Consider the following 26,732-nt stretch of genomic DNA (forward strand, 5'->3'; position numbering starts at 1 on the left):
TTTAAGCCAGAATGTTGCAATAAAAATAGGCCAAACAACCACTTTGCAAAATAATTATAGTAAGAAATAGGGGTAGCATAGGCGCATTAAACTAAAGATTGCATATCTACCAGTTTCTTGTAGGTTCCTTTTTTTTCCAAAAGAGTTGTGTGGGTGCCTTGCTCAACGATCTCCCCTTTGCTAAGTACAATAATATTGTCAGCATTTTGTATCGTAGAAAGGCGGTGGGCAATAACAATGGATGTTCTGTTTTTCATCATTTTTTCCAATGCGTCTTGCACCAGTCTTTCGCTTTCGGTGTCCAGAGCAGACGTTGCCTCGTCCAATATCATAATGGGAGGGTTCTTTAGAACGGCCCTTGCAATGGACAGTCGTTGTTTTTGACCACCGCTAAGTTTGTTTCCACTATCCCCGATATTGGTGTTATAGCCATCGGGAAGATCCATAATAAAATCATGGGCATTTGCAATCTTGGCCGCTTCTATGATTTCTTCTTCGGTGGCGTCTTCTTTTCCTAATCCGATATTGTTCTTAACCGTGTCGTTAAAGAGAATAGAATCTTGGGTAACCAGCCCCATTAAGCCCCGAAGCGATTTTTTGGTCATGTTCCGTATATCGATACCATCAATGGAAATTTCTCCCTCGTTAACATCATAAAATCGGGTGACCAAGTTGGCAATGGTACTTTTACCACTACCAGATTGCCCAACAAGGGCTACGGTACTTCCTTTTTGTACTTGAAGATTGAAGTTCTTTAGAACGTATTCGTCTTCGTATTTAAAAGAAATATTCTTTAAGGTGATATCCGAATCAAAACTACCTTTCTCAACAGGGTCCGCAATTTCAGAGATAGGATTTTCTGTTTCTAAGACTTCCAGTACACGCTCTGCGGCCGCATTTCCCTTTTTAACCCCATAAGATGCTTTGCTGATAGATTTTGCAGGAGTTAATATATTGTATGCCAGTCCTATATAAGCGATGAAGGAAGAAGCGTCCAATGTTTTGTCTACCAATACCATTTTGCCACCGAACCAAAGCAATGTACCAATTACTAAAATTCCTAGAAATTCTCCGGTAGGCGAAGCCAGGTTCTGTCGGTTGAGCAATGTATTGCTGAAATTGAAAAAGCGCTTTGTAGAGTTGGTAAATGTTTTTAAAAACCGCGATTCCGAATTAAACGCCTTTATGACCCTGAGCCCTCCAAGGGTTTCTTCTATAATGGATAAAAATTCACCCTGTTCACGTTGTACATCGTCTGACTTCTTTTTCAACGATTTTCCGATTCTGCTAATGATCATTCCTGCAATAGGAATAAAAATGAAAACGAACAAAGTAAGTTTTACACTTATACCGAACATGATTAAGATAGTAAACAAGATGGTCAAGGGCTCTCTTACGATCAGTTCTAAAACGGAAAGAAAAGAATGTTGAATTTCTAAAACATCTGAAGTAATACGGGCGATAATATCGCCTTTTCTTTTTTCCGAGTAGTAAGAGATAGGCAAGTCTATCACTTTCTTGTAGAGATTGTTTCTAATATCTTTTAGTACGCCATTTCTTAAAAAGGTAATAAAGTACATGGCCATATAATTAAAGAAATTCTTAAGTAGAAAAAGGACTAGAATTAAGCCTATGACCAGCATTAGGCCTTTCATGTCATCATCACCCGAATAGGCCGTAACCCTGTAGTTGATATATTCTTGTAGGTAATCTTTTATATGACCGATACCTGTATATTCGGGTTCTTTGAAAACTTTTTTAGATTTATCGAAAAGAACGTCCAGCATAGGGATCAGAGCGGCAAATGACAATGCGCTGAACAATGCATACAGGATATTAAAGAATATATTTAAATAGCCATACTTACTATACGGTTTTGCAAACCGTAGAATTTTTTTAAAATACTCCATTAACCTAGATTAAGCTCGCTAAGGATGCTTTTTATTTTTTTGTCCAGTTGGGCGGATACGTTTTTGTAGTTTTCAACACTGTCCAAAGTGGTATTGGTGCTGATATAAAACTTTACCTTAGGTTCTGTTCCACTAGGTCTGGCGGCTATTCTTGTACCATCTTCGGTTTCGTATATCAGTACATTGGATTTTGGTATATCTATATTTTTCTCGTCGCCGGTCAATACATTTTTGGCGATAGAAGTGTTATAGTCCTCAATCCACTTTACTTTAGAACCGGCTACGGTATCTACAGGATTTTCTTTAAAATCTTTGAGCATTTGTTTTATCTCTTCTGCTCCACTGATTCCTTTTTTTGTTATGGATATCAAATGTTCTTTATAACAACCATAATCCACATAACAAGCTACAAGTTCTTTATAGAAAGAACTTCCGTTTGCCTTGGCTTGGGATGCAATCTCACAGGCCAGTAGGGTAGAGGTAACCGCATCTTTGTCGCGAACAAAGTCGCCCACCATGTAACCAAAGCTTTCTTCCCCGCCTCCAATAAAATCCGACTGCGGAAAGTCTTTGATCATTTTACCTATCCATTTAAATCCTGTAAGTGAGGTCTTGAACTCTACTCCGTATGCTTTGGCCATAGCCTCCATCATAGGGGTAGATACTATGGTCGTTGCAATGAACTCATTGCCTTTAAACCCTTTTTCTTTTCTTTTTTCCAGTAAGAACTTGGTCATTAGAACCATGGCCTGGTTTCCGTTAACTATTTCCATTTTTCCGTCCAGATTGCGAACGGCAATACCTAAACGGTCACTGTCTGGATCAGTGCCAACAACCATATCTGCACCTATTTCCTCTGCTTTTTTTATGGCCATGGAGAGGGCTTCGGGTTCTTCTGGGTTGGGCGATTTTACAGTGGGGAACGCCCCATCTGGTTTGGCCTGTTCTTCTATAATGGTAACGTTTTTGTAACCAGCACGTTTTAATACCTCTGGGATAGCTGTGATAGAGGTGCCGTGCAGTGAGGTGAAAACAATTTTGAAGTCGTCTTTGCCTTTGGCGTTAAAATTGCCATTGGCAACGGAAGCCTCTATAAAGGCCTCATCCACCTCTTTGTCTATAACTTGAATTAAAGTGTCGTTGGAGTCAAATTTTATGTCCTCATAGTTTAAGGCATTTATTTCTGCAATAATCTCGCCGTCTTGTGGTGGAACTATTTGGCCTCCATCGGTCCAATATACTTTATACCCATTATATTCCGGTGGGTTGTGCGATGCGGTAAGCACAATACCGGCATGGCAACCTAAATGCCTTACCGCAAAAGATAATTCTGGTGTGGTCCTCAATTCTGAAAATAAGAAAACCTTGATGCCATTGGCAGAAAATACTTCGGCCACTGTTCTGGCAAGGGTATCGCTGTTATGGCGACAGTCGAATGCTATGACAACTTTGATTTCTTTTTCTTCCGAATAAACCTTTTTAAGGTAATTACTGAGTCCTTGCGTGCTTTTTCCAAGGGTATATTTGTTTATCCTGTTAGTACCTACACCCATTACACCGCGCATGCCTCCGGTACCAAATTCCATATTTTTATAAAACCTGTCCTTAAGCTCTTCCGTATCATTATCTATTAGATATTGAACTTCTTTTTTTACATCAGCATCAAAAAAATCGGAGAGCCAACTTTTGGCGGTATCTAGGATGTTATCCATGTAATGTGTGATTTTAGTTTAAAATTTAAATTTACAAAGAATATTGGGTTTGCACCTAATTCACGTTTATTTCCTCTGCAATGCGGTAACGAGGTTCGTTTCTTCTTGAACGAATCAGAATTTCTCCTATAAAACCTGCCAAGAACAACTGTGTACCTATGATCATCGCGGCCAATGAAATAAAAAATTGGGGTCTGTCGGTTATTAATCTACCAAAAGGGTTTAAGAAAAGTTTATCTATTCCCAAATAAATAGCAAAGCCGAAACCGATCGTAAACATTAAAACCCCTAAAGCACCGAACAAATGCATGGGGCGTTTTCCGAATCTGGATACGAACCAAATAGTAATCAAGTCTAAAAAACCATTGATAAAACGTTCCATGCCAAATTTGGTCTTGCCATATTTACGGGCTTGGTGTTGTACTACCTTTTCGCCTATTTTGGTAAAACCGGCATTTTTGGCCAATACAGGAATATATCTGTGCATTTCCCCTGAGACCTCGATATTTTTAACAACAGAATTATTATAGGCCTTTAGACCACAATTAAAATCATGGAGTTTTACACCGGACGTTTTTTTTGCCGCCCAATTGAACAGTTTGGAAGGCAGGTTTTTGAACAATACCGAATCGAATCTTTTCTTTTTCCATCCAGAGATCAAATCATAACCATCGGCCGTTATAAGGCTATACAGCTCCGGTATTTCTTCTGGATTGTCTTGCAGGTCGGCATCCATGGTAATGATAACATCACCTTTGGTAGCTTTAAAACCGGCATGTAGGGCTTGCGATTTTCCAAAGTTTTTATGGAAACGAATGCCTTTGACATTGGTGTTTTTTTTGGACAGTTCTGAAATTACGGACCATGAATTGTCCGTACTGCCGTCATCCACGAATAAAATCTCGTATGAATAATGATTGGATTGCATCACGGATACAATCCAATCATGTAGCTCTATGAGCGATTCTTCTTCGTTTAATAAAGGAATTACAATAGATAGCTGCATTTTTTGCTTCAGGAATTCCCCTCAAAAGTACAAATTAGTTCAGATTTTCTTGTCTTTTTAGAGCTAATGCCGGAATTAATGAAAAAACAAAACCTATGAACAGACTAAATATGAGCCCGAAAACTATTTGCATCGTAGGAGTAGAGAACTTTTTTCCCATTTCCATTTGCGCATCAATTTGCTCGGGGGTTAAAGAGGTGGTCTCCATTAATTGGTTTCTCTGAAATTCCATGGCCTTGTTCATCATTTCGGGGTCAATTACATTTGCCATTAACTGATTAAAGATAATTCCTATAATACCCCCCACAAGGCTTACCCCAACACCGATTTTAAGTCCTTGGGCAAATGTCATATAACCGTTGTTGGCCTTTCTGAACTGTAACATGGCAATGACCACAGCGGCAAGGGTGATCACCAAGCTAATAAGCATTACTGCTATACCCCCTTGGTAATGCATATCTGCCGTATAAAGCATAAAAGCGAATATCACGGAGACGGCCCCAAGAATTAGACCATAGTTTAAAGCGTATTTTCCTGTTTTGGGTTGGTTCTCTTCCATTTCTTATAGTTTTTATATGTTGAACACTTAATAAGTATATCAACAGTTTTATTTGTTACATATAAATTTACATATATTTTGTTTTTTTAGAGGTAATAAATTGCGGGTTTGTATAAAATGACTAAATTTGCAGCCTTAAAATGAGTGCCCGTTGGAATGGGTGCGATAAAGTTTTTAAAAATGAAAAAAGGAATACACCCAGAAAATTATAGATTAGTAGCCTTCAAGGACATGTCGAATGAAGAGGTTTTTATTACAAAATCTACGGCTGAGACAAAAGAGACATTAGAAGTGGACGGTGTTGAATATCCATTGGTTAAATTGGAGATTTCAAGAACTTCACATCCATTTTATACTGGTAAGGCTAAATTCTTGGATACGGCAGGACGTATCGATAAGTTCAAGAACAAATACAAGAAATTCTCTAAGCCAGCTAAAAAGGAAGAGGAATAACATTTTGTTTGCAATAACGATATAAAACGCCTCCGAACTTTCGGGGGCGTTTCTTTTTTGAAAAAGAACTAGATTTTAAGTGTTTAGGCCGGTTTTTACAACAAGTACCACAGTATTGATTAATTTTGAAAAAAAATCGAATAGATGAATTACGTTCTTTTTGATGGTCCTGTTCGGGAAAACCTACTTCCGTTTACATTTACCCGTCCGGTAGCAGAGGTAAGAATTGGGATATTGACCATAAAAGAAAAGTGGGAAGCATATTTAGACCACACGGTATCATACCTGACAGAAGAGTATTTAAGTCATAAGTTTCCATTGGTTTTAACTACCGAAAATATTTTTATAGACGGATCTATTGTACCGGATGCCAAATTATTAAGGGCAATAGAGAACCTGAAAACATTACAAGTATTAAAGCAGGGCGATATTGTGATTGCTTATAAAAGTGATACAGCCAATACCGACAACATTTGGGAAAAGTTTGAAACCATTGATTATAACGACGAATTTTTTCAGATAAGATATACTTGGGATATTTTCTCGAAAAATGGAAAAGCACTGGAAGATGATTTTGATTTTTTAACGAAAGGAAGAAAGAGTCAACCCATTTCCAAGACAAATAGCCTTATTCGTCCCGAAAGAATATTTTTGGAAGAAGGTGCAAAAGTGGAGTATAGTATTTTAAACGCGACCGATGGGCCTATCTATATTGGAAAAAACGCAGAGATATGGGAAGGAAGCCTTATTAGGGGAGGGTTGGCCCTTTGTGATAATGCCATAGTTAAAATGGGGGGTAAGTTGTACGGGGCAACGACCATAGGCCCTTACTCAAAAGTATGTGGTGAGGTAAGTAATTCCGTTATTTTTGGTTATTCCAGTAAGGGACATGAGGGGTATTTGGGAAATGCCGTTTTGGGGGAATGGTGCAATATTGGGGCAGATTCCAATAACTCAAACCTAAAGAACAATTACGCCAAGGTTCGCCTTTGGAATTATGCGACCGAAAAATTTGAACAAACCGGATTGCAGTTTTGTGGTCTTATGATGGGGGATCACAGTAAAACGGCTATCAATACCATGTTTAATACCGGAACGGTCATAGGGGTTAATTCAAACATTTATGTTCCCGGTTTTCCTCGAAATTTTGTACCGAGTTTCAGTTGGGGAGGGGCCTCTGGCTTTTCTACCTATATGCCGCAAAAGGCATTTGAGGCAGCCAAGGTGATGATGGCAAGAAGAGGGGTTGAATTCAGTGAGATGGATGCCGACATTCTCAATCATGTGTTTGAAATCACTAAAAAGTGGCGTAATTACTAACTTTTAATCTGAAAGGGCGTATAGTTGTTATGAAAAAGAAAGTTGCATTTTATACTTTGGGCTGTAAGCTGAACTTTTCGGAAACTTCCACCATAGCCAGAAGTTTTGTTGACGAAGGTTTTCAACGTGTGGATTTTTCTGAGAAAGCGGATATGTATGTAATCAATACCTGTTCTGTGACGGAGAATGCAGATAAAAAATTCAAGACTATTGTTAAACAGGCCCAAAAGGGGAATCCAAAAGCTTTTATTGCTGCAGTAGGATGTTATGCCCAATTGAAACCGGAAGAACTGGTGGCCGTAGATGGTGTGGATCTGGTATTGGGGGCTACCGAAAAGTTTAAGATTACCGATTATATCAACGATCTCTCAAAGAACGATTTTGGCGAGGTACATTCTTGTGAAATACAGGAAGCCGACTTTTATGTGAGTAGTTATGCCATTGGAGATAGAACCCGGGCTTTTCTAAAAGTGCAAGATGGTTGTGATTATAAATGTACTTATTGTACCATTCCGTTGGCCAGGGGGATATCTAGAAGCGATTCTTTAGAGAACGTACTTTTAAAGGCTAAAGAGATAGCCGATCAAAATATAAAGGAAATAGTATTGACGGGGGTCAATATAGGAGATTATGGCAAAGGGGAATTTGGCAACAAAAAGCACGAACATACCTTTTTGGATTTGGTAAAGGCCTTAGATGATGTAGATGGTATTCATCGTCTTAGGATATCGTCCATAGAGCCTAATTTGCTAAAAAATGAAACCATAGATTTTGTGGCGCAGAGCAAGACATTTGTACCACATTTTCATATACCGTTGCAAAGTGGCAATGATGCGCTCTTGAAATTGATGAAGAGAAGATATCTTACCCAATTATATACAGATAGAATTGAAAGAATCAAGAAGGTGATTCCGAATTGCTGTATTGGGGTAGATGTAATTGTTGGTTTTCCTGGTGAAACCGAAGAACGTTTTTTGGAGACTTATCATTTTCTGAACAATTTGGATATTTCGTACCTGCATGTATTTACGTATTCTGAAAGGGACAATACAGAAGCTGCTTCCATGGAAGGTGTAGTGCCTAAAGATGTAAGAAACAAACGTAGTAAGATGCTGCGAGCCCTATCGGTAAAGAAAAGAAGGGCATTTTACGAAAGCCAATTGGGGGCGGAGTTCGAGGTGTTGTTCGAAGGCGAGAACAAAGAAGGGTATATACACGGATTTACACAAAATTATGTAAAGGTAAAAACCCCTTGGAATCCCGCTTTGGTGAATACCATACATCAAGTTAGATTAAAGGATATTGCTGAAGACGGTTTGGTGGCCATAGATTTTGTGGACGAAAAAATAATGGCATAAAAAAAAAGCCTCTCGCTAGAGAGGCTTTTTTTTGTTAGATTCTGATGCCTACTGGCAACATTTCCTTGTATTGTCTATTCTTTCTTAAAAAACCTGCTATTTGAGGGCTTGTAGGTACTACTCTTAGGCTTTTTTCTTGAATATGGTGAAGAACAGCTTTGATAAAATTTTCTTTAAAACCTTCGGTCGTAATTCCTTCAGGAACAACAAGTTTGGTTAAAAAGACCTTTCTTTCTTGGGACGAATACTCTATTTTGGCAAGTTGGCCATCGACAATAGTTTCGAATTGACGCAAGAAGGCGTTGTCTTTAATAATAACATCGTTCATATAGTTGATTTTAGTATTGTGTTTAGACAAAAAAATTACGATGTTCTCCAATCGTAATTCGTTCAATATTGCTTCTATATCAGAAAAAACAATTTATTAACAAGTAATGTTCAAAACTAAAAAAAAAATACCTAATTTCCTATTTTTGTAGTAATTGCTTTATATGTCAGGTACTATTGTTCATGTATATTTTATGCCAGGAATGGCCGCTAGCCGTAAAATTTTCGAATACATAAAACTTCCCGAAGAAAAGTTCCGGATTCATTTGTTGGATTGGTTTATTCCGGAAAATGGCCAGAGTCTGATCGATTATGCCAAAGAAATGACAAAAAAAATAGAACACCCAGACCCGGTACTTCTAGGAGTGTCTTTTGGGGGTGTGCTAGTACAGGAAATGGCCAAGTTGGTACCGGTAAAAAAAGTGATTGTGGTATCGAGCGTGAAACTAAAAAAAGAACTTCCTAAACGAATGTTGTTTGCAAGGTATACCAAGGTACATAAGTTGTTGCCTACAGGGTTGATTACCAATGTGGAGCTATTGGCAAAATATGCCTTTGGAGAATCTGTAACCAAAAGATTGGACCTTTATGAGAAGTATTTATCCATACGCGATAAAAAATATATAGATTGGTGTATAGACCGGTTGGTAAATTGGGACCAGACCGAATATGCCGATAATGTTGTTCATATTCAAGGAGATAAAGATGCCGTGTTTCCCATTGCCAACATAAAAGATTGCATAAAGGTGCCAAATGGCACCCATACGATGATAATACATAGGGCTAAATGGTTTAATGAGCACCTGCCCACAATTATTTTGGATTAAGACAGTTCTATTGATACCTTTATGGTGTATTAAACTAATTTTAAGTGTATGAAGATTTTAAAGAATGTTCTAATGTTTTTGGGGGTTTTGTTCGTTGTAGGTACTTTGGTATTTGCCACTAAGTCAGGTGAGCTGGAAATTACCGAGAAGAAAGATGTTGTAATTGATACGATTCAAAAAAATGTAGCTTCGGGCTATCGTATTTCGGCCATAGATATTCCTGAAGATTTAAATTTTGCAGGAGAGTTGGTTCCGCAAGAAGACCCGGAAATAATGGAACGTGTGGATAGGGAGTTTTTGGTAAATACCTATTGGCAGTCCAATGCATTGCTTTTGATGAAACGTGCACATAAATATTTTCCTGTGATAGAGCCTATTTTGGCTAAAAACGGAATTCCGGACGATTTTAAATATTTGGCCGTTGCAGAAAGTGGATTGACCAATGTTGTGTCACCCGCCGGTGCCACCGGTTTCTGGCAGATAATGAAAGAAACGGGTAGGGAATACGGTTTAGAGATCAATTCTAACGTAGATGAAAGGTACCACCTAGAAAAATCTACCGAAGTTGCCTGTAAATATCTAAACAAATGGAAAAACCGTTATGGTAGTTGGGCATTGACAGCTGCGGCATACAATGCAGGCCCGGGAGCCATCAATAAATTTATGGGCATCCAAAAAGTGGATAATTATTGGGATTTGCTTTTAGGCGATGAAACAGGAAGATATGTATTTAGGATCATGGCGATCAAAGAGATTTTGTCCAATCCCGAAAAATACGGATTTCATGTGGAAAAGGAAGATTTGTATACTGCTGTTCCCACTTTTACGGTAGAGGTAGATGAACCTATAGCCAGTTTTGCGGATTTTGCCAGAGAGTATGAAATTACCTATAAGATACTTAAGCGCCATAACCCGTGGTTGCGCCAGCCTCATTTAAATAATAGCTCTAGAAAAAAATACGTGATAGAAATTCCGAACAAAGGCTATTACAAAGAGTCGAAGTAATAAAACTTTATTGGTTATTGTACCTAGAAAAAAGAAGCCCCAACTGTTTTTACGGTTGGGGCTTCTTTTATATGATTGTTTAAAAAGACGTAACTGTATTAAATCTTTTTCATTTGTTGTTGCATCATTTTGATCTGATCGGTCAACATGTTGTTCTTATCCAATTTTTTTGCTTCGTTAAGTAGGGTAGTAGCCTCTCTTTTTCTTCTTTTTTGCATGGCAATACCGGCCAAGCTCAATTTTGCCATGGCAATGTCATAATCCATGGTTAAACCAAGTTTCAATGCCTTTTTAAAGTATTTTTCTGCTTGTGTTAGGTTGGTCTGTGAAAATATAATACCGTGTAGGTAGTTATAATACCCTTGTTGTTTTTGAATTAGGGCGCTTTCAGGGTTCTTAATTTTTGACAACCATTTTTTGGTTCCTTCCAAGTCTTGTTTTCGCATTCTCAAGAATGCAAGTAATATGATTTCGTTTCTGTAATAAAGAAATATGAATATCAGCGATATTAAAATTAAAAATATACCATTACCTATGTTGCCTTCTACAAATTGATATACCGCATAACCTATGATCAATGCGGCTATGACTAATTTTATGTTTTTGTTGAACATTTTTAAATTTATTTTGTTAAACCTATTTTCATTAAACACTTACTTGTTATATTATTCCTTTAAAAATAAAAAGGCCTATAGAAAACAGGTTCGGCAAAATTAGGGAAAAGCTAGGTTTCGGAGCGAATGGATTTATTAAAATATTTTTTTCATATCTACTTGCCAAAGAAAAAACTCTTTGTATATTTGCGCCCAGTTTTACCTGTCCACGTAAGGTAGTTCAAAAATAGACATACAGATTAAAAAAATATAGGCGATGAGTAAAAGAACATTTCAACCATCTAAGAGAAAGAGAAAAAACAAACACGGTTTTCGTGAGCGTATGGCTTCCGTAAATGGAAGAAAAGTTCTTGCTAGAAGAAGAGCAAAGGGAAGAAAGAAGTTAACCGTATCCTCAGAGCCACGTCATAAAAAGTAATGACTGTAGATAACTTTTAAAAAAAGGTGCTGCTTATTTAAGTTTAGCACCTTTTTTTTGACCTAATTTTGAATTTATAGAAAACACGAAACACTATTGGAATGCCTAAAAGAAAAGATTTAAACTCTATTTTATTGATCGGTTCTGGTCCTATCGTAATAGGCCAAGCATGTGAATTTGATTATGCCGGAAGTCAATCTTTACGCTCATTGCGGGAAGATGGTATCGAAACTATTCTGATCAATAGTAATCCTGCCACCATTATGACCGATCCTTCAATGGCGGATCATGTTTATTTAAAACCATTGACGACAAAATCTATTGTAGAAATCTTAAAGGCACATCCTCAAATTGATGCGGTACTACCCACCATGGGAGGGCAGACGGCCCTTAATTTATGTATAGAAGCCGATAAAAAAGGTATTTGGGAAGATTTTGGGGTAGAGCTTATCGGTGTGGACATCGATGCCATTAACATTACGGAAGATAGAGAGCAGTTTCGCGAATTAATGCTGAAAATAGGCGTAGGTATGGCGCCCCAAGCAACTGCCACTTCATTTTTGCAAGGAAAGGAAATAGCCCAAGAATTTGGTTTTCCGTTAGTTATTAGAGCTTCTTACACCTTGGGTGGTGCCGGTGCTTCTATAGTGTATAAACCAGAGGATTTTGACGAATTGTTAAGTCATGGTTTAGAGATTTCTCCTATTCATGAAGTAATGATAGACAAAGCCTTAATGGGCTGGAAAGAGTACGAGCTTGAGCTGCTTCGAGATAAAAACGACAATGTCGTTATTATATGTACCATAGAAAATATGGACCCTATGGGAATCCACACGGGAGATTCGATTACGGTGGCCCCGGCGATGACCTTGTCTGATCGTACTTTTCAGAAAATGAGGGATATGGCCATTAAAATGATGCGTAGTATTGGCGATTTCGAAGGCGGATGTAATGTGCAGTTTGCCGTAAGTCCGGATGAAAAAGAAGAAATAATCGCCATTGAGATAAATCCACGTGTATCAAGGTCATCTGCCTTGGCATCTAAAGCTACCGGATATCCTATCGCAAAGATCGCCACCAAATTGGCTATTGGTTACTCGTTGGATGAACTTGATAATCAAATTACAAAGTCCACTTCAGCGTTGTTCGAACCTACTTTGGACTATGTAATCGTAAAAATACCAAGATGGAACTTTGATAAATTCGAAGGATCGGACCGTACCTTGGGCCTTCAGATGAAATCTGTTGGAGAGGTAATGGGTATAGGGCGCTCTTTCCAAGAAGCGCTACATAAGGCGACACAATCTTTAGAGATCAAAAGAAATGGCCTTGGGGCCGATGGCAAGGGCTATAAAAACTATGATCAGATTATAGGTAAACTTACCGTGCCAAGTTGGGATAGGGTGTTTGTAATCTATGATGCCATTCAAATGGGGATTCCGTTAAGTAGAATTCATGAGATTACAAAAATTGATATGTGGTTCTTGAAACAATATGAAGAACTGTATCAATTGGAAAAGGAAATATCTAAATATACCATAGCATCCCTGTCAAAAGACCTATTGTTAGAGGCAAAACAAAAAGGTTTTGCGGATAGGCAGATAGCTCATATGCTAGATTGTTATGAGAGTGAGGTATATAACAAACGTACGGAGCTTAATATAAATAGGGTATATAAATTAGTAGATACATGTGCCGCGGAGTTTAAGGCTATGACTCCTTATTACTATTCTACTTTTGAGGCAGAAATAGAAAAGCCGGATGGTACTAGGTATGTAGAAAACGACAGTATAGTTACCGACCGTAAAAAAATCGTTGTGTTAGGTTCGGGGCCAAATCGTATCGGGCAAGGTATAGAGTTCGATTATTGTTGTGTTCACGGAGTGTTGGCCGCAGCGGAATGTGGTTATGAGACCATTATGATCAATTGTAATCCCGAAACCGTCTCTACCGATTTTGATACCGCCGACAAATTGTATTTTGAACCTGTTTTCTGGGAACATATCTATGATATCATAAGGCATGAGAAACCCGAAGGTGTTATTGTGCAACTGGGAGGGCAAACAGCTTTGAAGCTAGCGGAAAAGCTTTCGAAGTATGGTATAAAGATATTAGGAACAAGTTTCGAGTCTCTAGACCTTGCGGAAGATAGGGGTAGTTTTTCAGAACTTTTACAGGAGAACAATATTCCATTTCCAAAGTTCGGTGTTGCAGAAACGGCCGATGAGGCTTTAACACTTGCCGATGAACTGGATTTTCCGTTACTGGTAAGACCTTCTTATGTACTTGGTGGACAAGGAATGAAAATTGTCATCAACAAAGAGGAATTGGAAGAGCATGTAGTAGATCTGTTACGTAAGATTCCAAATAATAAGTTGTTGTTGGATCATTACCTTGATGGAGCCATAGAAGCGGAGGCAGATGCTATATGTGATGGAGAGGATGTATATATAATTGGAATTATGGAGCACATAGAACCCTGTGGAATACATTCTGGTGACTCCAATGCGACTTTACCACCCTTTAATTTGGGTGAGTTTGTGATGCAACAGATAAAAGACCATACCAAGAAAATTGCCTTGGCGTTGAATACGGTAGGTTTAATTAATATACAGTTTGCGGTAAAAGATGATACGGTCTATATAATCGAAGCCAACCCGAGGGCATCGCGTACGGTTCCGTTTATAGCCAAAGCTTATAAAGAACCTTATGTAAACTATGCAACTAAAGTAATGTTGGGAGAGAAGAAAATAAAGGATTTTGATTTTAACCCGCAGTTAGAAGGTTTTGCGATCAAACAACCTGTTTTTTCATTTAATAAATTCCCTAATGTAAACAAGAACTTGGGTCCTGAAATGAAAAGTACGGGAGAAAGTATTTTGTTTATAGATAGCTTAAAGGATGATGACTTCTACAATCTTTATGCTAGAAGAAAAATGTACTTGAGCAAGTAGAAGAACTTCTCTTAATAAAATAAAAAAGCACCTTTTTCGAGGTGCTTTCTTATCTTATCAGTTGAACCAAACGGCATAACGCTTTCTTCTAAGTTCGAGGGCGAGAATTTTTTCCATTTTTAACGCCTCTGCCCTCGTAGAAAATGGGGGAATATGGTTGTAAAGGCTTCCTCGAAGATATAGGCCATATTTTTTTACGATAGAAGATGATAGGTTGTACCCCTTTTTACTTAAGGCTCCATTTTTGTGCTGTTCAAAACGTTCTTTAGGCGATTTACTGGTCATGCCTACATAAAGGCATTCCAGCACCCCGTTAAACTGCGGATTTGCTTCCCTGAATTTTCTATTTTCCGTAAAGACCTTTTTTGAAAGCTCCACAACATAAACTCTATATTCTACCTTGGGCATCTCTAAGTGATTATAAACCGAAGCATACTTCTTCTTACAAGAAATTTAATGGGGAATTTTACTTTCTTCTTCGAAAAGATAGGCAACGATGGTATTTAAAAACTTGGTAAGGTTGTAGGGTTTGTGCACAATGTCATTGACCCCCGAATTTAATATTTCTGTTTTATTTTCATCAAGTTCAACCGCCGTAAGAGCTATGATCGGTACTTCTTTGTTGAATTTTCTTATTTCTTGAGCGGCTTCCATGCCATTCATTTTTGGCATGTTGATATCCATTAAAATTAAGTCGAAATGATTTTTTTTGCACATTTCTATGGCTTGTGCCCCATCATTGGCAAGACTTGATACGATGTTGTATTTTTTTAAGGTCTTTTGGGTTACTTTCTGATTTATTTTATTGTCATCGACAATAAGCACTTTTTTGGCTTCACCCGGTACTAAGGGATTATAGGAACTTAAGGTCCCGTTCAGGACATTTTCGGAAGGAGAGTCTTCTTTTAAAGCAACAAGATTAAGGGTAAAACTAAACTCAGAACCTTGATTTGGCGCACTTTTTAGGTGAATTTTACTATGGTACAGTTTTAATACCTTCTTTACGATGGTAAGTCCCAGACCTGTACCCTGATAACTGTGGTTGTCATTATCCAGTTGTACAAATTCATTGAATATGGTTTTTTGCTCTTCTAAAGGAATGCCGGGGCCGTCGTCCTTGATTACAAATTTAGTCTCAAAGACCTTGTTGTCCATTGTTTTAACTAAATGGAGTTCTAGCCAAACATTTCCGTTTTTTGTAAACTTAATGGCGTTGCCAACTAAATTGATAAGCACCTGTGATAGCCGAACAGGGTCTCCTATAAGGCTGTTCGGTATTTTTTCATCAATAGAAAGATGCAGTTTATTGTTGTTTTGTTTTAAGGTGGATTCAAATGAATAAACAATGTTGTTCAATAAGGCGTTGAGCTTATATGGGGTTTTTGACAAGGTGATGGCATTGGCATCCATTTTGCTCAGTAAAAGCACATCGTTGATCAAGGAAAGTAAGTAATCGGCAGAAAATTTGAGGGAGTTTAGGTCTTCGGCATATGCAGCCAAGTTTTCATCTTCTTTTAAAAGTGTAGAGATGCCTATTACCCCGTATAATGGCGTACGTAGTTCATGGCTGACGGTAGATAGGAATTTGGTTTTTATTTTCGACAGTTTTTCGGCCTTTTCGCGGGCGGCATCCAATTCGATATTTTTTTTCTTCAGGTTTTCTATATACTTTTTTCTTGTTCTAATAAAAAGGTATACCGCAAAAAGAAGTAGTAAAAGTATACCTATGGCACTATAGAGTATGGTGTTTAGAGATTTTGACTTAGAAACAAGCTCTTCAGCATATTTTTGTTCATTACGTGCTATTTCTAGGTCATTTTGAGCCTGTTTAAGTTCAAATTTAGCTCTTGCCTTTTCTGTTTCTTTTAGCTTGGCCAGTGTATAGGCTTTCTGCTTATAATTTTGATATTTGTCCAGAGTCTTATAGGCTCGCTCATAATTATCAGTTTCCGCATATAGCTTATTTAATTTGTCATAGACCTCTAGGGCCATATCCATATTGTCGTTCTTTTCGGCGTATACTGCAATATTCTCAAGTTTCGATGCGGCGGTTGTATAATTCTTTTTGGCTAGATGGTATCTTCCGTATAAGAGATTAATGTATACCTTGTTAAGGGAGTCTATTTTACTTTGGGGCAGGGCAGAAGCTCTTTGTAGAAATTTGTATGCCTCATCAGGTTGGTCATTGTCCAGGTAAGTCCATATTAAATTAATGTACGTAAGACATACTTCATCATAATCCTTAAGTTTTTCGTTAATGGCAATGCTTTCTTGAAAATACCGAATTGCCTTATCAAGGGTATTTTCGTTTTCAGAATATAAAACACCTAAATTAAGTGCTCCCCAGGCCACTAAACTGTCTTTTCCTGATTTTCGGGCCAGTTCTAGAGCTTTTTCCGAGTATCTCTTTCCTTGAACACTATCATCGGTTTCTACATAGATAGCTCCTAAAATATCGTAACCAAGAAACTCATAATCTGTTTGGTCGTATTCTTTTCCTTTTTCGACCAAAATTGAAGCGTACTCTATAGCTTCTTTATATTTATAAAGATCGTAAGCGTCGTTGGACTTGTTTAAATAGGATTCTAAACTATCTCTTTGCCAAATAGAGTCATTTTGGGCAATTACGAAAGTTGTATACAATAAAAATCCAACTAAAGTAGATTGCCTGATTTTTTTCATAAGGTTTTTAGGCTGGTTAGATTTATTTAGGTACTCCCTTTCGAGGACTAATATAGGAAAATGAAATAGAATTGGCCTGAACAGGGCCAATGGATCGATGCTCGGCATAATTTATTCGAGCTGTTAAAAATAAAGGATCGCCAGAGATGGCGATCCTTTATTGTTTTATTCCCATTCGGTATGAAAAATACCTTCTCTGTCTAGTCGCTCATAGGTGTGCGACCCAAAATAATCTCTTTGTGCTTGTATTAGATTTAAAGGTAATCTGCTAGAAGTGTAGGCGTCGAAATAAGTAAGTGAATTGGACAACCCGGGTAAAGGTATGCCGTTTTTGGCTCCGAAGGCCACGAGTTCCCTTGCCGAGTTTACGGTACTTTGTACTTTTTCAACAAAAGTGGGTGATAAAAGTAAGTTGGGCAATTTGTCATCAGCCATAAAGGCTTCTGTTATATCCGCTAACAGGCCTGCTCTAATAATACATCCTGCACGCCATATTTTGGCGATTTCTGCTATGTTCAGTTCATAACCATATTCTTTAGAGGCATCTGCCAATTGGTGCAGGCCTTGGGCATATGTAATGATAAAGGAAAAATATAGTGCCTCTTCGGTTATTTTTTCCAGTTTATCTTTGTCCATATGTGCCACTTTTGGGCGATCATATAGTTTGTCTGCTTGGATTCTCTCTTTTTTTAAAGCGGAGATTTCTCTCATACTGACCGCAACGTCTATAGAAGGTACCGGAATACCAAGGTCCATTGCATTTTGGCTTGTCCATTTACCTGTACCCTTTTGTTTGGCCTTGTCTAGAATCATGTCTACAAGTCTACCATTTGTGAGGTCATCTTCTTTTTCAAATATTTCAGAGGTAATCTCGACCAAGAATGATTGTAAACGGTCGCTGTTCCATTTTTTGAAAGTATGATGTAGCTCATCGTTGGTAAAATCGCCTCCCTTTTTAAGAACATCATATATTTCCGATGTAAGCTGCATCAATCCATATTCGATTCCATTATGTACCATTTTTACATAATTTCCTGCAGATTTTGGCCCTAGATAAGCAACACAGGGCTCACCTTGATATTTAGCGGAAACAGCTTCGAATATTGGTTTTACGTGTTGGTAGGCCTCTTTATTGCCCCCTGGCATTATACTAGGTCCTTTTCTAGCTCCTTCTGCACCTCCAGATACACCGGCACCAAAAAAGTTGATGCCTTTTTGAGATAAATAAGCTTCTCTTCTATCCGTATCGGTATAAAATGAATTTCCACCATCAATAATCAAATCACCTTCGTCTAGGTTAGGCAGTAGACCTTCGATAACACTGTCCACTGCTTTTCCTGCAGGAACCAATAGCATAATTTTTCTAGGGGTAGAAAGAGCGTTCAAGAATGTTTTTACGTCTGTGGTTGCGTTTACCTTTTTTATATCGCCCCCTTCTTTTATGAGTGCATTCACTTTTTCCTCGTCCAAATCGTTTCCATAGGCTGTAAAACCATTATCCGCGACATTCAAGATAAAATTACGTCCCATGACACCCAGTCCTACCAATCCAAAGTCATATTTCTGCTCCATATAAAATGCTATTTTCTTTTATTAAATAAGTAAGTTTCAAAAGTAAATTAAAATATTCACAATCCTTCTTAACTAATTGTAAACTCGTTGTGTTTTAGTTTTTCTTTTCGATACTTTTGCCCCTCAAAAGAATTCAGCTAATAATGAAAAGGACAGAAAATCAAATGTTGGTTATTTTTGGGGCTTCTGGAGACTTAACAGCCAGAAAATTAGTTCCCGCTTTATATAATTTGTACGAAGCTGGGCAACTACCTGAGAATTTTGTGGTGTTGGGGGCAAGTAGAAGTAACTTGACCGATGATGATTTTCGAAAGAAAGTAGTATTGGAAAGTACTTATCTAGAAGATAAGCTTAAAGATAAAAAGAAAGAAGAAATATTGGATTTCGCCAATAAGTTCTTTTATGAGGATCTGGGCAATGACTATGATACCGATTATGCTCCTTTACGCAAGAGGGTAGGGGATTTGAACAAAGAAAAAGGTACAGCGGGTAATATTATGTATTATCTGTCAACACCACCTACATTATATGAAGTTATAGCCAAAAATTTGGCGGATGCAGGTTTAAGCACCCAAAACAATGGTTGGAAAAGATTGATTGTAGAAAAACCTTTTGGTTATAGTTTAGATACGGCCAAAAAATTAAATGTAGGAATTCAAAAATATTTTACCGAATCACAGATTTACCGAATAGACCACTATTTGGGTAAGGAAACGGTTCAAAATCTGTTGGTGACCCGTTTTGCCAACAGTATCTTTGAGCCTTTGTGGAACAGAAATTACATTCATCATATAGAGATTACCAATGCTGAGAGCGTGGGGGTAGAGAAAAGAGGCGGTTATTACGATAAATCCGGGGCTTTGAGAGATATGTTCCAGAACCATTTACTTCAAATTGTTTCTCTTATAGTTATGGAGCCTCCCATTAGCGATGGAGCCGAAGAAATACGCAATGAGAAAGTAAAGGCCCTGAAATCTTTAAGAATCATGAAAGATGAAAAGACTTTACATGATCAAACTATCAGGGCACAGTACATGGCATCTACCATTGATGGAAAAAAGGTAAAGGGTTATAGGGAAGAAGAAGGTGTGGATCCAATGTCCACCACCGAAACTTATGCGGCAATTAAATTTTATGTTGACAATTGGAGATGGAAAGACGTGCCGTTTTATGTACGTACCGCCAAAAGAATGCCGACCAAGGTTACAGAGGTGGTAATTCATTTTAAGAGCCCTCACCATCAAATATTTAAAGAATCTGGTATTCATAATAAGGATAATAAATTGATTATCAGAATACAACCGGACGAGGGAATATTGATCAAATTTGGAGTAAAAGTTCCGGGACAAGGGTTTAATGTGGAACGCGCCAATTTAGATTTTTATTATTCCAGTTTGGCCGAGACACGCGTAATGGATGCCTACGAAAGACTATTGCTGGATGCTATGCAGGGCGATGCCACTTTATATGCCAGAGCCGATGAAGTGGAAGCTGCTTGGGAGTTCGTAGACCCGATATTAAATTATTGGAAAAATGGTGAGAATGTACGCATGTACGGTTACCCCTCAGGTGTATGGGGACCAGAAAATGCAGATGACCTTATCGAAGGTATCGGCGCTTGGCGAAACCCAGGGGAAAACCTTACGGATGACGGAGGTTTCTGTGTACTATGTTAATAGATATTGAACTGATTTAAAATATGGAGTTAAAGATATATACCGATAAGAACGAAGTCGCCGTTGAATTTTCTAAATACTTGGCAGATTTTGTCTCACACAGAAAAGTATCTCATATAGCGCTCTCCGGAGGCAGTACCCCTAAAATAGTTTTTGATGAGCTGGCATCTTTTTATGCCGATAAAATAGATTGGAAAAATGTTCATTTTTATTGGGGAGACGAACGTTGTGTAGATCCTACGGACGATCAGAGCAATTTTAAAATGACCGTAGCTCATTTATTGTCAAAAATCGATATTCCTAGCGAGAACATTCATAGGGTAAAAGGGGAAAACGACCCAGAAGAAGAAGCGGATAGGTATGCACAGGTTTTGGAAGAAAATTTACCCAAGAGCAATGGTCTGCCAAAATTTGACATGGTTATATTGGGAATGGGAGACGACGGCCATACGGCCTCCATTTTTCCACATGAATTAGATCTTTGGAATTCCGATAAGCTATGTGAGGTGGCAGTACATCCAGAAAGTGGTCAAAAACGGGTTACTATAACAGGGGGTGTAATCAACAATGCGGATACGGTTGCCTTTTTGGTGACCGGTGAAGCTAAATCAGAAAAAGTACGGATTATTACCCAACAGGAAAAAGGGTGTAACAAATATCCTGCTTCCTTGGTGGACCCTATCAGTAAATCATTGGTATGGTTTTTAGACCAATCGGCTGCTTCGGAAATTTCTTAAAAGTTTAATTCAACTTTACAGTTTTCGTTTTCCAGTTCTTTAAGGTACTTATCGGCATCAAAGCTATCCGATTCAAACTTGGTATCCCTTTCGCGGGCTTCCAGTTTACGATATTTGCTACGGGTAAAACGTCGTACCCCTTGCTTGTCCGTGACCATTAATCCTGGAACGGGAACACTTTTTCCTTGACTGTCTTTGGCCACCATGGTGAAATAAGACGAATTACAATGTTTTTTTTCACCTGTGGTAATATTTTCAGATTCAACACGTACCCCTACGACCATAGAGGTTCGACCGGTATAATTGATAGAGGCCCTAAGCGTCAATAACTCTCCCACTTCTACCGGATGAAGAAAATCTACCCTATTTACAGATGCGGTCACACAATAGCATTGCGAATGCTTAGAGGCACAGGCGAAAGCTATTTGGTCCATTAGGTTCAAGATATGTCCACCATGTACTTTTCCTCCAAAATTTGAATGGGAGGGGAGCATTAATTCAGTGATGGAAACTTGGGAGTCTTTGGCACTTTTATATTTTTCCATTATTTCCTGATATGTGGTGATTGTTCTTGTTGTACGTTGGTTACAAAATATTTAGAATCGCCCAGCCAAAAGAAAGTGGCGTAGCGTTCGGTATAATCAATCTTGACATATTGTCCTTGATAGTCCTTAAGTTTCTGTATAACATCTTTATCCTTGTCCAGTACGGAAAAGGAAAATATCTGGGCACCGGATATGCCTTGGCTTATTTCACCTTCCCACGTTTTTACCAAGACACCTTTCTTGCTAACTTTTATTAATTCTCCAGACCTTACGCCCTCACTGTAGGGTACATAGTATATAAAAGCATAGAACAACGCCAATAAAAGGAGGCAACCACCTAAAAAAAGGAATAATATTTTTTTCATGTTACTGTTTGGGTTTTGGAGCTTCTATCTCAAAATTTTCATCGTGGTCCTGTGCCCTTTTTAAAATTGGTTCAGGAATCGATTTTTTGGCCTTGGCTCCCATTTTTTTCAATTTTTCTATGCTAGTGACAATATTTCCCCTGCCTTCTACCAATTTGTTCATGGCTCCTTTATATTCGTTTTTGGCCTCGTCCATTTTTTTGCCCACTTTGGTCAAATCGCTCACAAAACCTTCAAATTTATCATATAAAGCTCCGGCCTGTCTGGCAATTTCAATAGCATTGCGCTGTTGTTTTTCATTGTTCCACATAGTGTCTATGGTACGTAAAGTAGCCAATAGGGTAGAAGGGGTTACAATTACAATATTCTTTTCAAAAGCTTTGTTGTAAAGGGTATTGTCGTTATTTACCGCAATGGCAAAAGCAGGTTCTATGGGAACGAACATTAATACAAAGTCGGGACTCTCCATTTCGTACAGGTCCTCATATTTTTTAGAAGATAATTGGTCTACATGTTTTCTAAGGCTGTTTATATGGTCCTTTAAGAATTTTTCGCGCAGTTCATCGTCCGCATTCACATAGCGTTCGTAATCGGTAAGGGAAACCTTGGAATCAACGATCATTTTCTTGCCATCCGGGAGGTTGATAATGACATCGGGTAACACGCGGCTACCATCCTCTCTAGTAAAACTTTGTTGTACCGAATATTCCCTGTCCTTCTCAAGCCCCGATTTTTCTAGCACGCGTTCAAGCACCAACTCACCCCAGTTACCCTGCATTTTACTATCGCCCTTTAAAGCTTTGGTCAAGTTTTCCGCTTCTTGGGTTATTTTCAGGTTCTGTGTTTGTAAATTCAGTAATTGCTCTTTTAGGGCAGAATGTATACTGATGTTTTCTTTTTGGCTTTCCTCCACTTTTTTCTCGAACAACTGTATTTTTTCATTAAGGGGAGTTAGAATGTTTTTAATGTTTTTCTCGTTTCTTTCGGTAAATTTTAGACTTTTTTCCTCTAAGATTTTATTGGCCAGGTTCTCAAACTCTTTCGTGAACTTTTCTTGAAGTTTTTCAACTTCTAACTTTTGCTCTTTATTTTTAGATTCTAAATTCTCTAGATCGGCTTGGTACCTTACAATTTGGTTGCCCAATTGTACTTTTTCAGAACGTAATTCTTCCCGCTCATTTTCGACCGTAAGAATACGATTCTCCAATTGCGCTCTGTTCAAGGCCAATTGTCTGTTTTCTTCCTCTAACTTACTTTGGTTGGATTTTGTCTTTAAGCTTTGAATATAATAACCTAGAAAATAACCAAGTATAAGGCATACCAGCCCAATAATAATGTAATATAATGCTTCGTTCATTTTTATATTAAATACGCTAAGTAAAGATACATGTTACTTCTGAATTCGGAAAGCTCCGGACCTACTATCGAACACTACGGTGTTTGAAGGAAACAAACTTTCAAAGGCCTTGTTTTCTATTAGTTTTGATGGGGTCTCGAAGGAATTTTGATGGCCGTCCAAAATTAAAATTTTATCGCACAATTGTATGGCCATTTCAATCTCATGACTTGTAAATACGATGGTTTTATTGGTGTGGTGGGCTATAGATTTTAAAAGTTTCAGTATTTGCACCTTATGGAAGAGATCTAGATGGGTGGTGGGTTCGTCCAACAAAATAATGTCGGTATCCTGAGCCAGGGCCCTTGCGATCAGTACCCGTTGCAATTGACCATCACTTAGTTCATAACACTTTTTTTGTTTTAGGGCGTGTAGTTCCAATATTTGTATGGCTTCGTTGATTTTCGATTGGTCGGTCGATGATAGATTGCCTATCCAATTGGTATAAGGTTGTCTGCCCAGGGCAATAAGCTCTATAACGGTCAAATTTTTAGAAGCAATGGGTTCCGTTAGTACGACACTTACTTTTTTTGAAAAATCGATAGGAGTGAAGTCGGTTTGTGGTTTTCCTTCAAATAATATACTACCTGCTATTTTGGGTTGAAAATTACCTATAGTTCTTAAAAGAGTAGATTTACCGATACCGTTTACCCCAACAATGGCCATAAACTCACCTTGGTTTAACTTAAAGGAAATATTGCTACATACGGCGGTAGTTTTATAACCTACGCAGAGGTCTTTGATCTCAAGGGTAATATGTTTATCTGTATTTTTTATAATAAACAAGTATTTAAAAAACCATTTTTCTTTTTCGTACTAAAAGCCAAATCACCACGGGAGCCCCTATAATGCTAGTTATGGCATTTATAGGTAGTACGCTCGCTTTGCCCGGTATTTGGGCCACAATATCACATATTAACAATATTATACTGCCATATATAAGTACCGCGGGTACCAAAACCTTATGATCGGTAGTATTAAAAATTTGCTTGGTTAAATGTGGTACGGCCAATCCAATGAATGCAATCGGGCCCGTAAAGGCGGTAACACTACCGGCTAAAACCCCAGCGGCCAATATAATAAGTAATCGTGACCTCTTTATGTCTATACCTAGGCTTTTTGCATAATTTTCCCCTAAAAGATATCCGTTGAGGGGTTTAATGGAAAGTATACTTAGAACAATACCGGTAACGATAGCAATAAAAAGTATGCCCAATTGCTGCCAAGATAGGTTTCCTAGACTACCAAAGGTCCAATAAATATATTGTTGTAGCCGCTCTGCATCCGTAAAATAGGAAAGCACACTTACTATGGCGGCAGTAATGCTTCCGAACATGAGGCCAATGATCAATAATGCCATGGTATCCCTTATTTTAGAAGAAACACCAATTACGAGAAATAGCACTAAAAAGCTGCCTAGACTGGAGGCAATGGCCAATGAAATATCATTAATAAGGGACAGTGATAAAAAGCTTGATAAAACGGAAGCTCCCATAATAAGTATGGCGGCCCCCAAACTTGCTCCAGAACTTATTCCGAGTACGAACGGCCCTGCCAATGGATTTCTGAACAAGGTCTGCATTAAAAGGCCGCTTAGTGCCAAACCCCCTCCTACCAGTATGGCCGTTATAGCTTTTGGAAAACGATAATTGAATATGATATATTCAAAGGCAGGGTTTTCGATGGTAAATCCGAAAATAACCTTTAAGGTATCTGTAAATGAAATGGTTACGGACCCCAAGCTTAAGTTGAGTATAAAGCATAAGCACAAGACCGCGAAAAGAATTGCAAACCGAAGAAAGTATGTTTTTGTTTTTTTCAATTACTGTAATGGCTTAAAAAAGATTGGTTCGTATTCTGGTAATAGCCCTGGGTGCAAAATATGAATCAGGTCCTTTAATACCAAATCGGGTCTTTGGGGAGCCAGTTCATAATATAACAAGCCTCCTGTTTCACCAACTGTGCTCGAAAAAGTGTATAATTTTTTATTCTGAAAAGCATCAAACTGCTTATAATGTTCACTGGAAGTGGCCATATCTTCATAACTCACAAATTGAGAGGGAGATATCCAATACTCGGCATTTTTAGCTTTTTGTAGAACACGTTCCCAACTAAGCGACAAGCTTCCCGTTTCCGTTGTTTCTTTCCAAAGGTAGTCTGCATTGGCATCATTGATGAATTGGGCAGCCCAGCTATTGCCACCAGGAAGATACCATACATCTTTATACATGGCCCCACTAAGTACCGTAGGCCTATGCGGTGCGCTTTTGGCAATCTGTTTTGCGGACAAATAGTTTTTTTCTATATCGGAAAAAATTTGCGCTGCTTCTTTTTCTTTGTTAAAAAATGGAGCAAAAAATTTGATCCATTCCGCCTTTCCCAATGGTGTTTCCTCTGTCCAATCGCCATTATATACTACGGGAATATTGGAGCGCTCTATATTTTCATAAGCACGGTTCTGCGCGTTTATACCAAAACCTACCACAAGATCGGGCTGTAAGGATATTACCATCTCTGTATTGATGGTCTCGTTGTTTCCCAATTCAATGATCTGACCGTTCTTTATGCGTTTTCTGGCCTCTTTTGATGATATGTATTCCGTATCGGGGAATCCCGTTAACTTGTCTAGCTCATTTAAGGCCTCCAATGCTGGAATGTGGGTAGTTGAAGTAAGCACCACGGTGTTGATCGGTACAGGAATTATGGCATCAAAATTGGTTTTGTTAAGGTTGATCGTACCTACTTTTTCTTTTGGAACCAGTGCATATGTAAAAGAAGCTTCGGCATTGGGCCAAGGCGAAGTCAACTCTATAATGGTTACATCGTCGGCCGTTTTTTTCAAGGTAAATCCTTTGGCATAATCAATAGAGCTCGATTTAGTATTCTGTTGGGTTGGTTTTGCTTCTTTTTTCTCGGATTTACATCCAAAAACAAGCAATAGGGCAATGAAATAAAAAATCTGTTTCAAGAGATGGTGGTTTTTATAAAAGCTTTTTCAAAAGTAATATTATTTAACTCTTGCCTATAAAAATGGACAAAATGTTTATTTTCGCGCAGAATTTTGGTTCAAGACGGTTTGTACATAACCGTTTTGATTAAAAGGGAATCCGGTGAAAAACCGGAACTGTTCCCGCAACTGTAAGCTAAGCCGTTTATCGGTACTTATTGTAGACTTCAAGACCACTGGTTGTAATGGACCGGGAAGGTAAACAATAAGATGCAAGTCAGGAGACCTGCCAAATTCAAACAACTATTGTTAAACTTTCGGGATAAAGGTTTACGTATGGGTACAGACA

Annotated in this window: 24 protein-coding genes and 1 riboswitch; of the genes, 9 read left to right on the forward strand and 15 right to left on the reverse strand. The window is 38.2% G+C overall.

The window, feature by feature from the left end; all coding sequences use genetic code 11:
* Window positions 1-86 precede the first annotated feature (86 nt).
* The 4 genes from AB657_RS02610 to AB657_RS02625 are packed head-to-tail and all read right to left on the reverse strand — an operon-like array spanning window position 87 to window position 5,187.
* Window positions 87-1,910 carry an ABC transporter ATP-binding protein gene (locus AB657_RS02610; RefSeq protein ID WP_047245071.1) on the reverse strand — a complete coding sequence of 608 codons (1,824 nt, stop codon included), beginning with the start codon at window positions 1,908-1,910 and terminating at the stop codon, window positions 87-89.
* The gene (locus AB657_RS02615; protein ID WP_047245072.1) at window positions 1,910-3,622 is read right to left on the reverse strand and encodes a phospho-sugar mutase; all 1,713 of its coding nucleotides are present in this window, start codon (window positions 3,620-3,622) and stop codon (window positions 1,910-1,912) included. The genes AB657_RS02610 and AB657_RS02615 overlap by 1 nt, the downstream gene beginning before the upstream one ends.
* Window positions 3,623-3,677: 55 nt before the next feature.
* Complete coding sequence (locus AB657_RS02620) at window positions 3,678-4,628, reverse strand: glycosyltransferase family 2 protein (RefSeq protein ID WP_047245073.1); 951 nt, start codon at window positions 4,626-4,628, stop codon at window positions 3,678-3,680.
* A gap of 34 nt (window positions 4,629-4,662) precedes the next feature.
* Window positions 4,663-5,187 (reverse strand): DUF4199 domain-containing protein, encoded by a 525-nt coding sequence (locus AB657_RS02625; RefSeq protein WP_047245074.1) that lies wholly within the window; start codon window positions 5,185-5,187, stop codon window positions 4,663-4,665.
* 180 nt (window positions 5,188-5,367) lie between these two features.
* On the opposite strand from AB657_RS02625, the gene AB657_RS02630 reads away from it, so the two are divergent.
* The 3 genes from AB657_RS02630 to mtaB all read left to right on the forward strand — a co-directional run bounded on the left by AB657_RS02630 (window position 5,368) and on the right by mtaB (window position 8,318).
* Window positions 5,368-5,640 (forward strand): type B 50S ribosomal protein L31, encoded by a 273-nt coding sequence (locus AB657_RS02630; RefSeq protein ID WP_047247757.1) that lies wholly within the window; start codon window positions 5,368-5,370, stop codon window positions 5,638-5,640.
* A gap of 144 nt (window positions 5,641-5,784) precedes the next feature.
* Window positions 5,785-6,960 (forward strand): GlmU family protein, encoded by a 1,176-nt coding sequence (locus AB657_RS02635; protein WP_047245075.1) that lies wholly within the window; start codon window positions 5,785-5,787, stop codon window positions 6,958-6,960.
* Between the two features lie 29 nt (window positions 6,961-6,989).
* Window positions 6,990-8,318, forward strand: coding sequence for a tRNA (N(6)-L-threonylcarbamoyladenosine(37)-C(2))-methylthiotransferase MtaB (gene mtaB / locus AB657_RS02640; RefSeq protein ID WP_047245076.1), 1,329 nt, complete (start codon window positions 6,990-6,992; stop codon window positions 8,316-8,318).
* 34 nt (window positions 8,319-8,352) lie between these two features.
* Here the strand turns inward: mtaB and AB657_RS02645 are convergent, their stop codons facing one another.
* On the reverse strand, window positions 8,353-8,646 hold the full coding sequence (locus AB657_RS02645; protein WP_047245077.1) for a GNAT family N-acetyltransferase: 294 nt from the start codon (window positions 8,644-8,646) through the stop codon (window positions 8,353-8,355).
* Window positions 8,647-8,809: 163 nt separating this feature from the next.
* Here AB657_RS02645 and AB657_RS02650 point away from each other — a divergent pair, with 163 nt between their 5' ends.
* Both AB657_RS02650 and AB657_RS02655 read left to right on the forward strand, forming a co-directional pair.
* Window positions 8,810-9,472: an alpha/beta fold hydrolase gene (locus AB657_RS02650; protein ID WP_047245078.1), complete on the forward strand. Its 663-nt coding sequence runs from the start codon at window positions 8,810-8,812 to the stop codon at window positions 9,470-9,472.
* Between the two features lie 48 nt (window positions 9,473-9,520).
* Entirely contained in the window at window positions 9,521-10,477 is a 957-nt protein-coding gene (locus AB657_RS02655) for a lytic transglycosylase domain-containing protein (RefSeq protein WP_047245079.1), read from the forward strand.
* A gap of 98 nt (window positions 10,478-10,575) precedes the next feature.
* Here AB657_RS02655 and AB657_RS02660 read toward each other — a convergent pair whose 3' ends face one another.
* The gene (locus tag AB657_RS02660) at window positions 10,576-11,091 is read right to left on the reverse strand and encodes a hypothetical protein (RefSeq protein WP_047247758.1); all 516 of its coding nucleotides are present in this window, start codon (window positions 11,089-11,091) and stop codon (window positions 10,576-10,578) included.
* 256 nt (window positions 11,092-11,347) lie between these two features.
* On the opposite strand from AB657_RS02660, the gene rpmH reads away from it, so the two are divergent.
* Window positions 11,348-11,509 carry a 50S ribosomal protein L34 gene (gene rpmH / locus AB657_RS17790; protein WP_084696363.1) on the forward strand — a complete coding sequence of 54 codons (162 nt, stop codon included), beginning with the start codon at window positions 11,348-11,350 and terminating at the stop codon, window positions 11,507-11,509.
* A 101-nt stretch (window positions 11,510-11,610) separates the two neighbouring features.
* Window positions 11,611-14,463 (forward strand): carbamoyl-phosphate synthase large subunit, encoded by a 2,853-nt coding sequence (gene carB, locus AB657_RS02665; RefSeq protein WP_047245080.1) that lies wholly within the window; start codon window positions 11,611-11,613, stop codon window positions 14,461-14,463.
* Window positions 14,464-14,520: 57 nt separating this feature from the next.
* Here carB and AB657_RS02670 read toward each other — a convergent pair whose 3' ends face one another.
* The 3 genes from AB657_RS02670 to gndA form a co-directional block, all read right to left on the reverse strand.
* Window positions 14,521-14,871 carry a GIY-YIG nuclease family protein gene (locus AB657_RS02670; RefSeq protein WP_047245081.1) on the reverse strand — a complete coding sequence of 117 codons (351 nt, stop codon included), beginning with the start codon at window positions 14,869-14,871 and terminating at the stop codon, window positions 14,521-14,523.
* A 45-nt stretch (window positions 14,872-14,916) separates the two neighbouring features.
* Window positions 14,917-17,145, reverse strand: coding sequence for a tetratricopeptide repeat-containing hybrid sensor histidine kinase/response regulator (locus AB657_RS02675; RefSeq protein WP_047247759.1), 2,229 nt, complete (start codon window positions 17,143-17,145; stop codon window positions 14,917-14,919).
* Window positions 17,146-17,310: 165 nt separating this feature from the next.
* Complete coding sequence (gndA, locus tag AB657_RS02680) at window positions 17,311-18,717, reverse strand: NADP-dependent phosphogluconate dehydrogenase (RefSeq protein ID WP_047245082.1); 1,407 nt, start codon at window positions 18,715-18,717, stop codon at window positions 17,311-17,313.
* 143 nt (window positions 18,718-18,860) lie between these two features.
* Between gndA and zwf the strand changes: the two genes are divergently transcribed.
* Window positions 18,861-20,393: a glucose-6-phosphate dehydrogenase gene (zwf, locus tag AB657_RS02685; RefSeq protein WP_047245083.1), complete on the forward strand. Its 1,533-nt coding sequence runs from the start codon at window positions 18,861-18,863 to the stop codon at window positions 20,391-20,393.
* A 23-nt stretch (window positions 20,394-20,416) separates the two neighbouring features.
* Complete coding sequence (gene pgl / locus AB657_RS02690) at window positions 20,417-21,130, forward strand: 6-phosphogluconolactonase (protein ID WP_047245084.1); 714 nt, start codon at window positions 20,417-20,419, stop codon at window positions 21,128-21,130.
* Here pgl and AB657_RS02695 read toward each other — a convergent pair.
* The 6 genes from AB657_RS02695 to AB657_RS02720 are packed head-to-tail and all read right to left on the reverse strand — an operon-like array spanning window position 21,127 to window position 26,404.
* Window positions 21,127-21,675, reverse strand: a complete 549-nt coding sequence (locus AB657_RS02695) for an acyl-CoA thioesterase (RefSeq protein WP_198146863.1) — start codon at window positions 21,673-21,675, stop codon at window positions 21,127-21,129. The two genes, pgl and AB657_RS02695, sit on opposite strands and share 4 nt — an antisense overlap.
* Window positions 21,675-22,040, reverse strand: a complete 366-nt coding sequence (locus AB657_RS02700) for a hypothetical protein (protein ID WP_047245086.1) — start codon at window positions 22,038-22,040, stop codon at window positions 21,675-21,677. Before AB657_RS02700 ends, AB657_RS02695 begins: the two co-directional genes overlap by 1 nt.
* Window position 22,041: 1 nt before the next feature.
* A complete protein-coding gene (gene rmuC / locus AB657_RS02705; protein ID WP_047245087.1) occupies window positions 22,042-23,397 on the reverse strand; it encodes a DNA recombination protein RmuC in 1,356 nt (451 codons plus the stop codon).
* A gap of 33 nt (window positions 23,398-23,430) precedes the next feature.
* Window positions 23,431-24,222 (reverse strand): ABC transporter ATP-binding protein, encoded by a 792-nt coding sequence (locus AB657_RS02710; protein WP_316933205.1) that lies wholly within the window; start codon window positions 24,220-24,222, stop codon window positions 23,431-23,433.
* Window positions 24,223-24,226: 4 nt separating this feature from the next.
* Window positions 24,227-25,258, reverse strand: coding sequence for a FecCD family ABC transporter permease (locus AB657_RS02715; protein ID WP_047245088.1), 1,032 nt, complete (start codon window positions 25,256-25,258; stop codon window positions 24,227-24,229).
* Complete coding sequence (locus tag AB657_RS02720; RefSeq protein ID WP_047245089.1) at window positions 25,259-26,404, reverse strand: ABC transporter substrate-binding protein; 1,146 nt, start codon at window positions 26,402-26,404, stop codon at window positions 25,259-25,261.
* A 77-nt stretch (window positions 26,405-26,481) separates the two neighbouring features.
* Window positions 26,482-26,691, forward strand: a riboswitch (cobalamin riboswitch).
* Window positions 26,692-26,732: the final 41 nt, after the last annotated feature.

The organism is Maribacter thermophilus (assembly GCF_001020565.1).
In the GTDB taxonomy this organism is placed as follows: Bacteria; Bacteroidota; Bacteroidia; order Flavobacteriales; family Flavobacteriaceae; genus Maribacter; species Maribacter thermophilus.

What these genes read in the sequence shown, in the direction of transcription:
- AB657_RS02700 (WP_047245086.1), bottom strand. Translation starts at nt 22,040, where the DNA reads ATGAAAAAAATATTATTCCTTTTTTTAGGTGGTTGCCTCCTTTTATTG.
- AB657_RS02635 (WP_047245075.1), top strand. Translation starts at nt 5,785, where the DNA reads ATGAATTACGTTCTTTTTGATGGTCCTGTTCGGGAAAACCTACTTCCG.
- AB657_RS02695 (WP_198146863.1), bottom strand. Translation starts at nt 21,675, where the DNA reads ATGGAAAAATATAAAAGTGCCAAAGACTCCCAAGTTTCCATCACTGAA.
- AB657_RS02630 (WP_047247757.1), top strand. Translation starts at nt 5,368, where the DNA reads ATGAAAAAAGGAATACACCCAGAAAATTATAGATTAGTAGCCTTCAAG.
- gndA (WP_047245082.1), bottom strand. Translation starts at nt 18,717, where the DNA reads ATGGAGCAGAAATATGACTTTGGATTGGTAGGACTGGGTGTCATGGGA.
- AB657_RS02650 (WP_047245078.1), top strand. Translation starts at nt 8,810, where the DNA reads ATGTCAGGTACTATTGTTCATGTATATTTTATGCCAGGAATGGCCGCT.
- AB657_RS02625 (WP_047245074.1), bottom strand. Translation starts at nt 5,187, where the DNA reads ATGGAAGAGAACCAACCCAAAACAGGAAAATACGCTTTAAACTATGGT.
- AB657_RS02660 (WP_047247758.1), bottom strand. Translation starts at nt 11,091, where the DNA reads ATGTTCAACAAAAACATAAAATTAGTCATAGCCGCATTGATCATAGGT.
- pgl (WP_047245084.1), top strand. Translation starts at nt 20,417, where the DNA reads ATGGAGTTAAAGATATATACCGATAAGAACGAAGTCGCCGTTGAATTT.
- AB657_RS02670 (WP_047245081.1), bottom strand. Translation starts at nt 14,871, where the DNA reads ATGCCCAAGGTAGAATATAGAGTTTATGTTGTGGAGCTTTCAAAAAAG.
- zwf (WP_047245083.1), top strand. Translation starts at nt 18,861, where the DNA reads ATGAAAAGGACAGAAAATCAAATGTTGGTTATTTTTGGGGCTTCTGGA.
- AB657_RS02610 (WP_047245071.1), bottom strand. Translation starts at nt 1,910, where the DNA reads ATGGAGTATTTTAAAAAAATTCTACGGTTTGCAAAACCGTATAGTAAG.
- mtaB (WP_047245076.1), top strand. Translation starts at nt 6,990, where the DNA reads ATGAAAAAGAAAGTTGCATTTTATACTTTGGGCTGTAAGCTGAACTTT.
- AB657_RS02675 (WP_047247759.1), bottom strand. Translation starts at nt 17,145, where the DNA reads ATGAAAAAAATCAGGCAATCTACTTTAGTTGGATTTTTATTGTATACA.
- rmuC (WP_047245087.1), bottom strand. Translation starts at nt 23,397, where the DNA reads ATGAACGAAGCATTATATTACATTATTATTGGGCTGGTATGCCTTATA.
- rpmH (WP_084696363.1), top strand. Translation starts at nt 11,348, where the DNA reads ATGAGTAAAAGAACATTTCAACCATCTAAGAGAAAGAGAAAAAACAAA.
- carB (WP_047245080.1), top strand. Translation starts at nt 11,611, where the DNA reads ATGCCTAAAAGAAAAGATTTAAACTCTATTTTATTGATCGGTTCTGGT.
- AB657_RS02645 (WP_047245077.1), bottom strand. Translation starts at nt 8,646, where the DNA reads ATGAACGATGTTATTATTAAAGACAACGCCTTCTTGCGTCAATTCGAA.
- AB657_RS02655 (WP_047245079.1), top strand. Translation starts at nt 9,521, where the DNA reads ATGAAGATTTTAAAGAATGTTCTAATGTTTTTGGGGGTTTTGTTCGTT.
- AB657_RS02615 (WP_047245072.1), bottom strand. Translation starts at nt 3,622, where the DNA reads ATGGATAACATCCTAGATACCGCCAAAAGTTGGCTCTCCGATTTTTTT.
- AB657_RS02620 (WP_047245073.1), bottom strand. Translation starts at nt 4,628, where the DNA reads ATGCAGCTATCTATTGTAATTCCTTTATTAAACGAAGAAGAATCGCTC.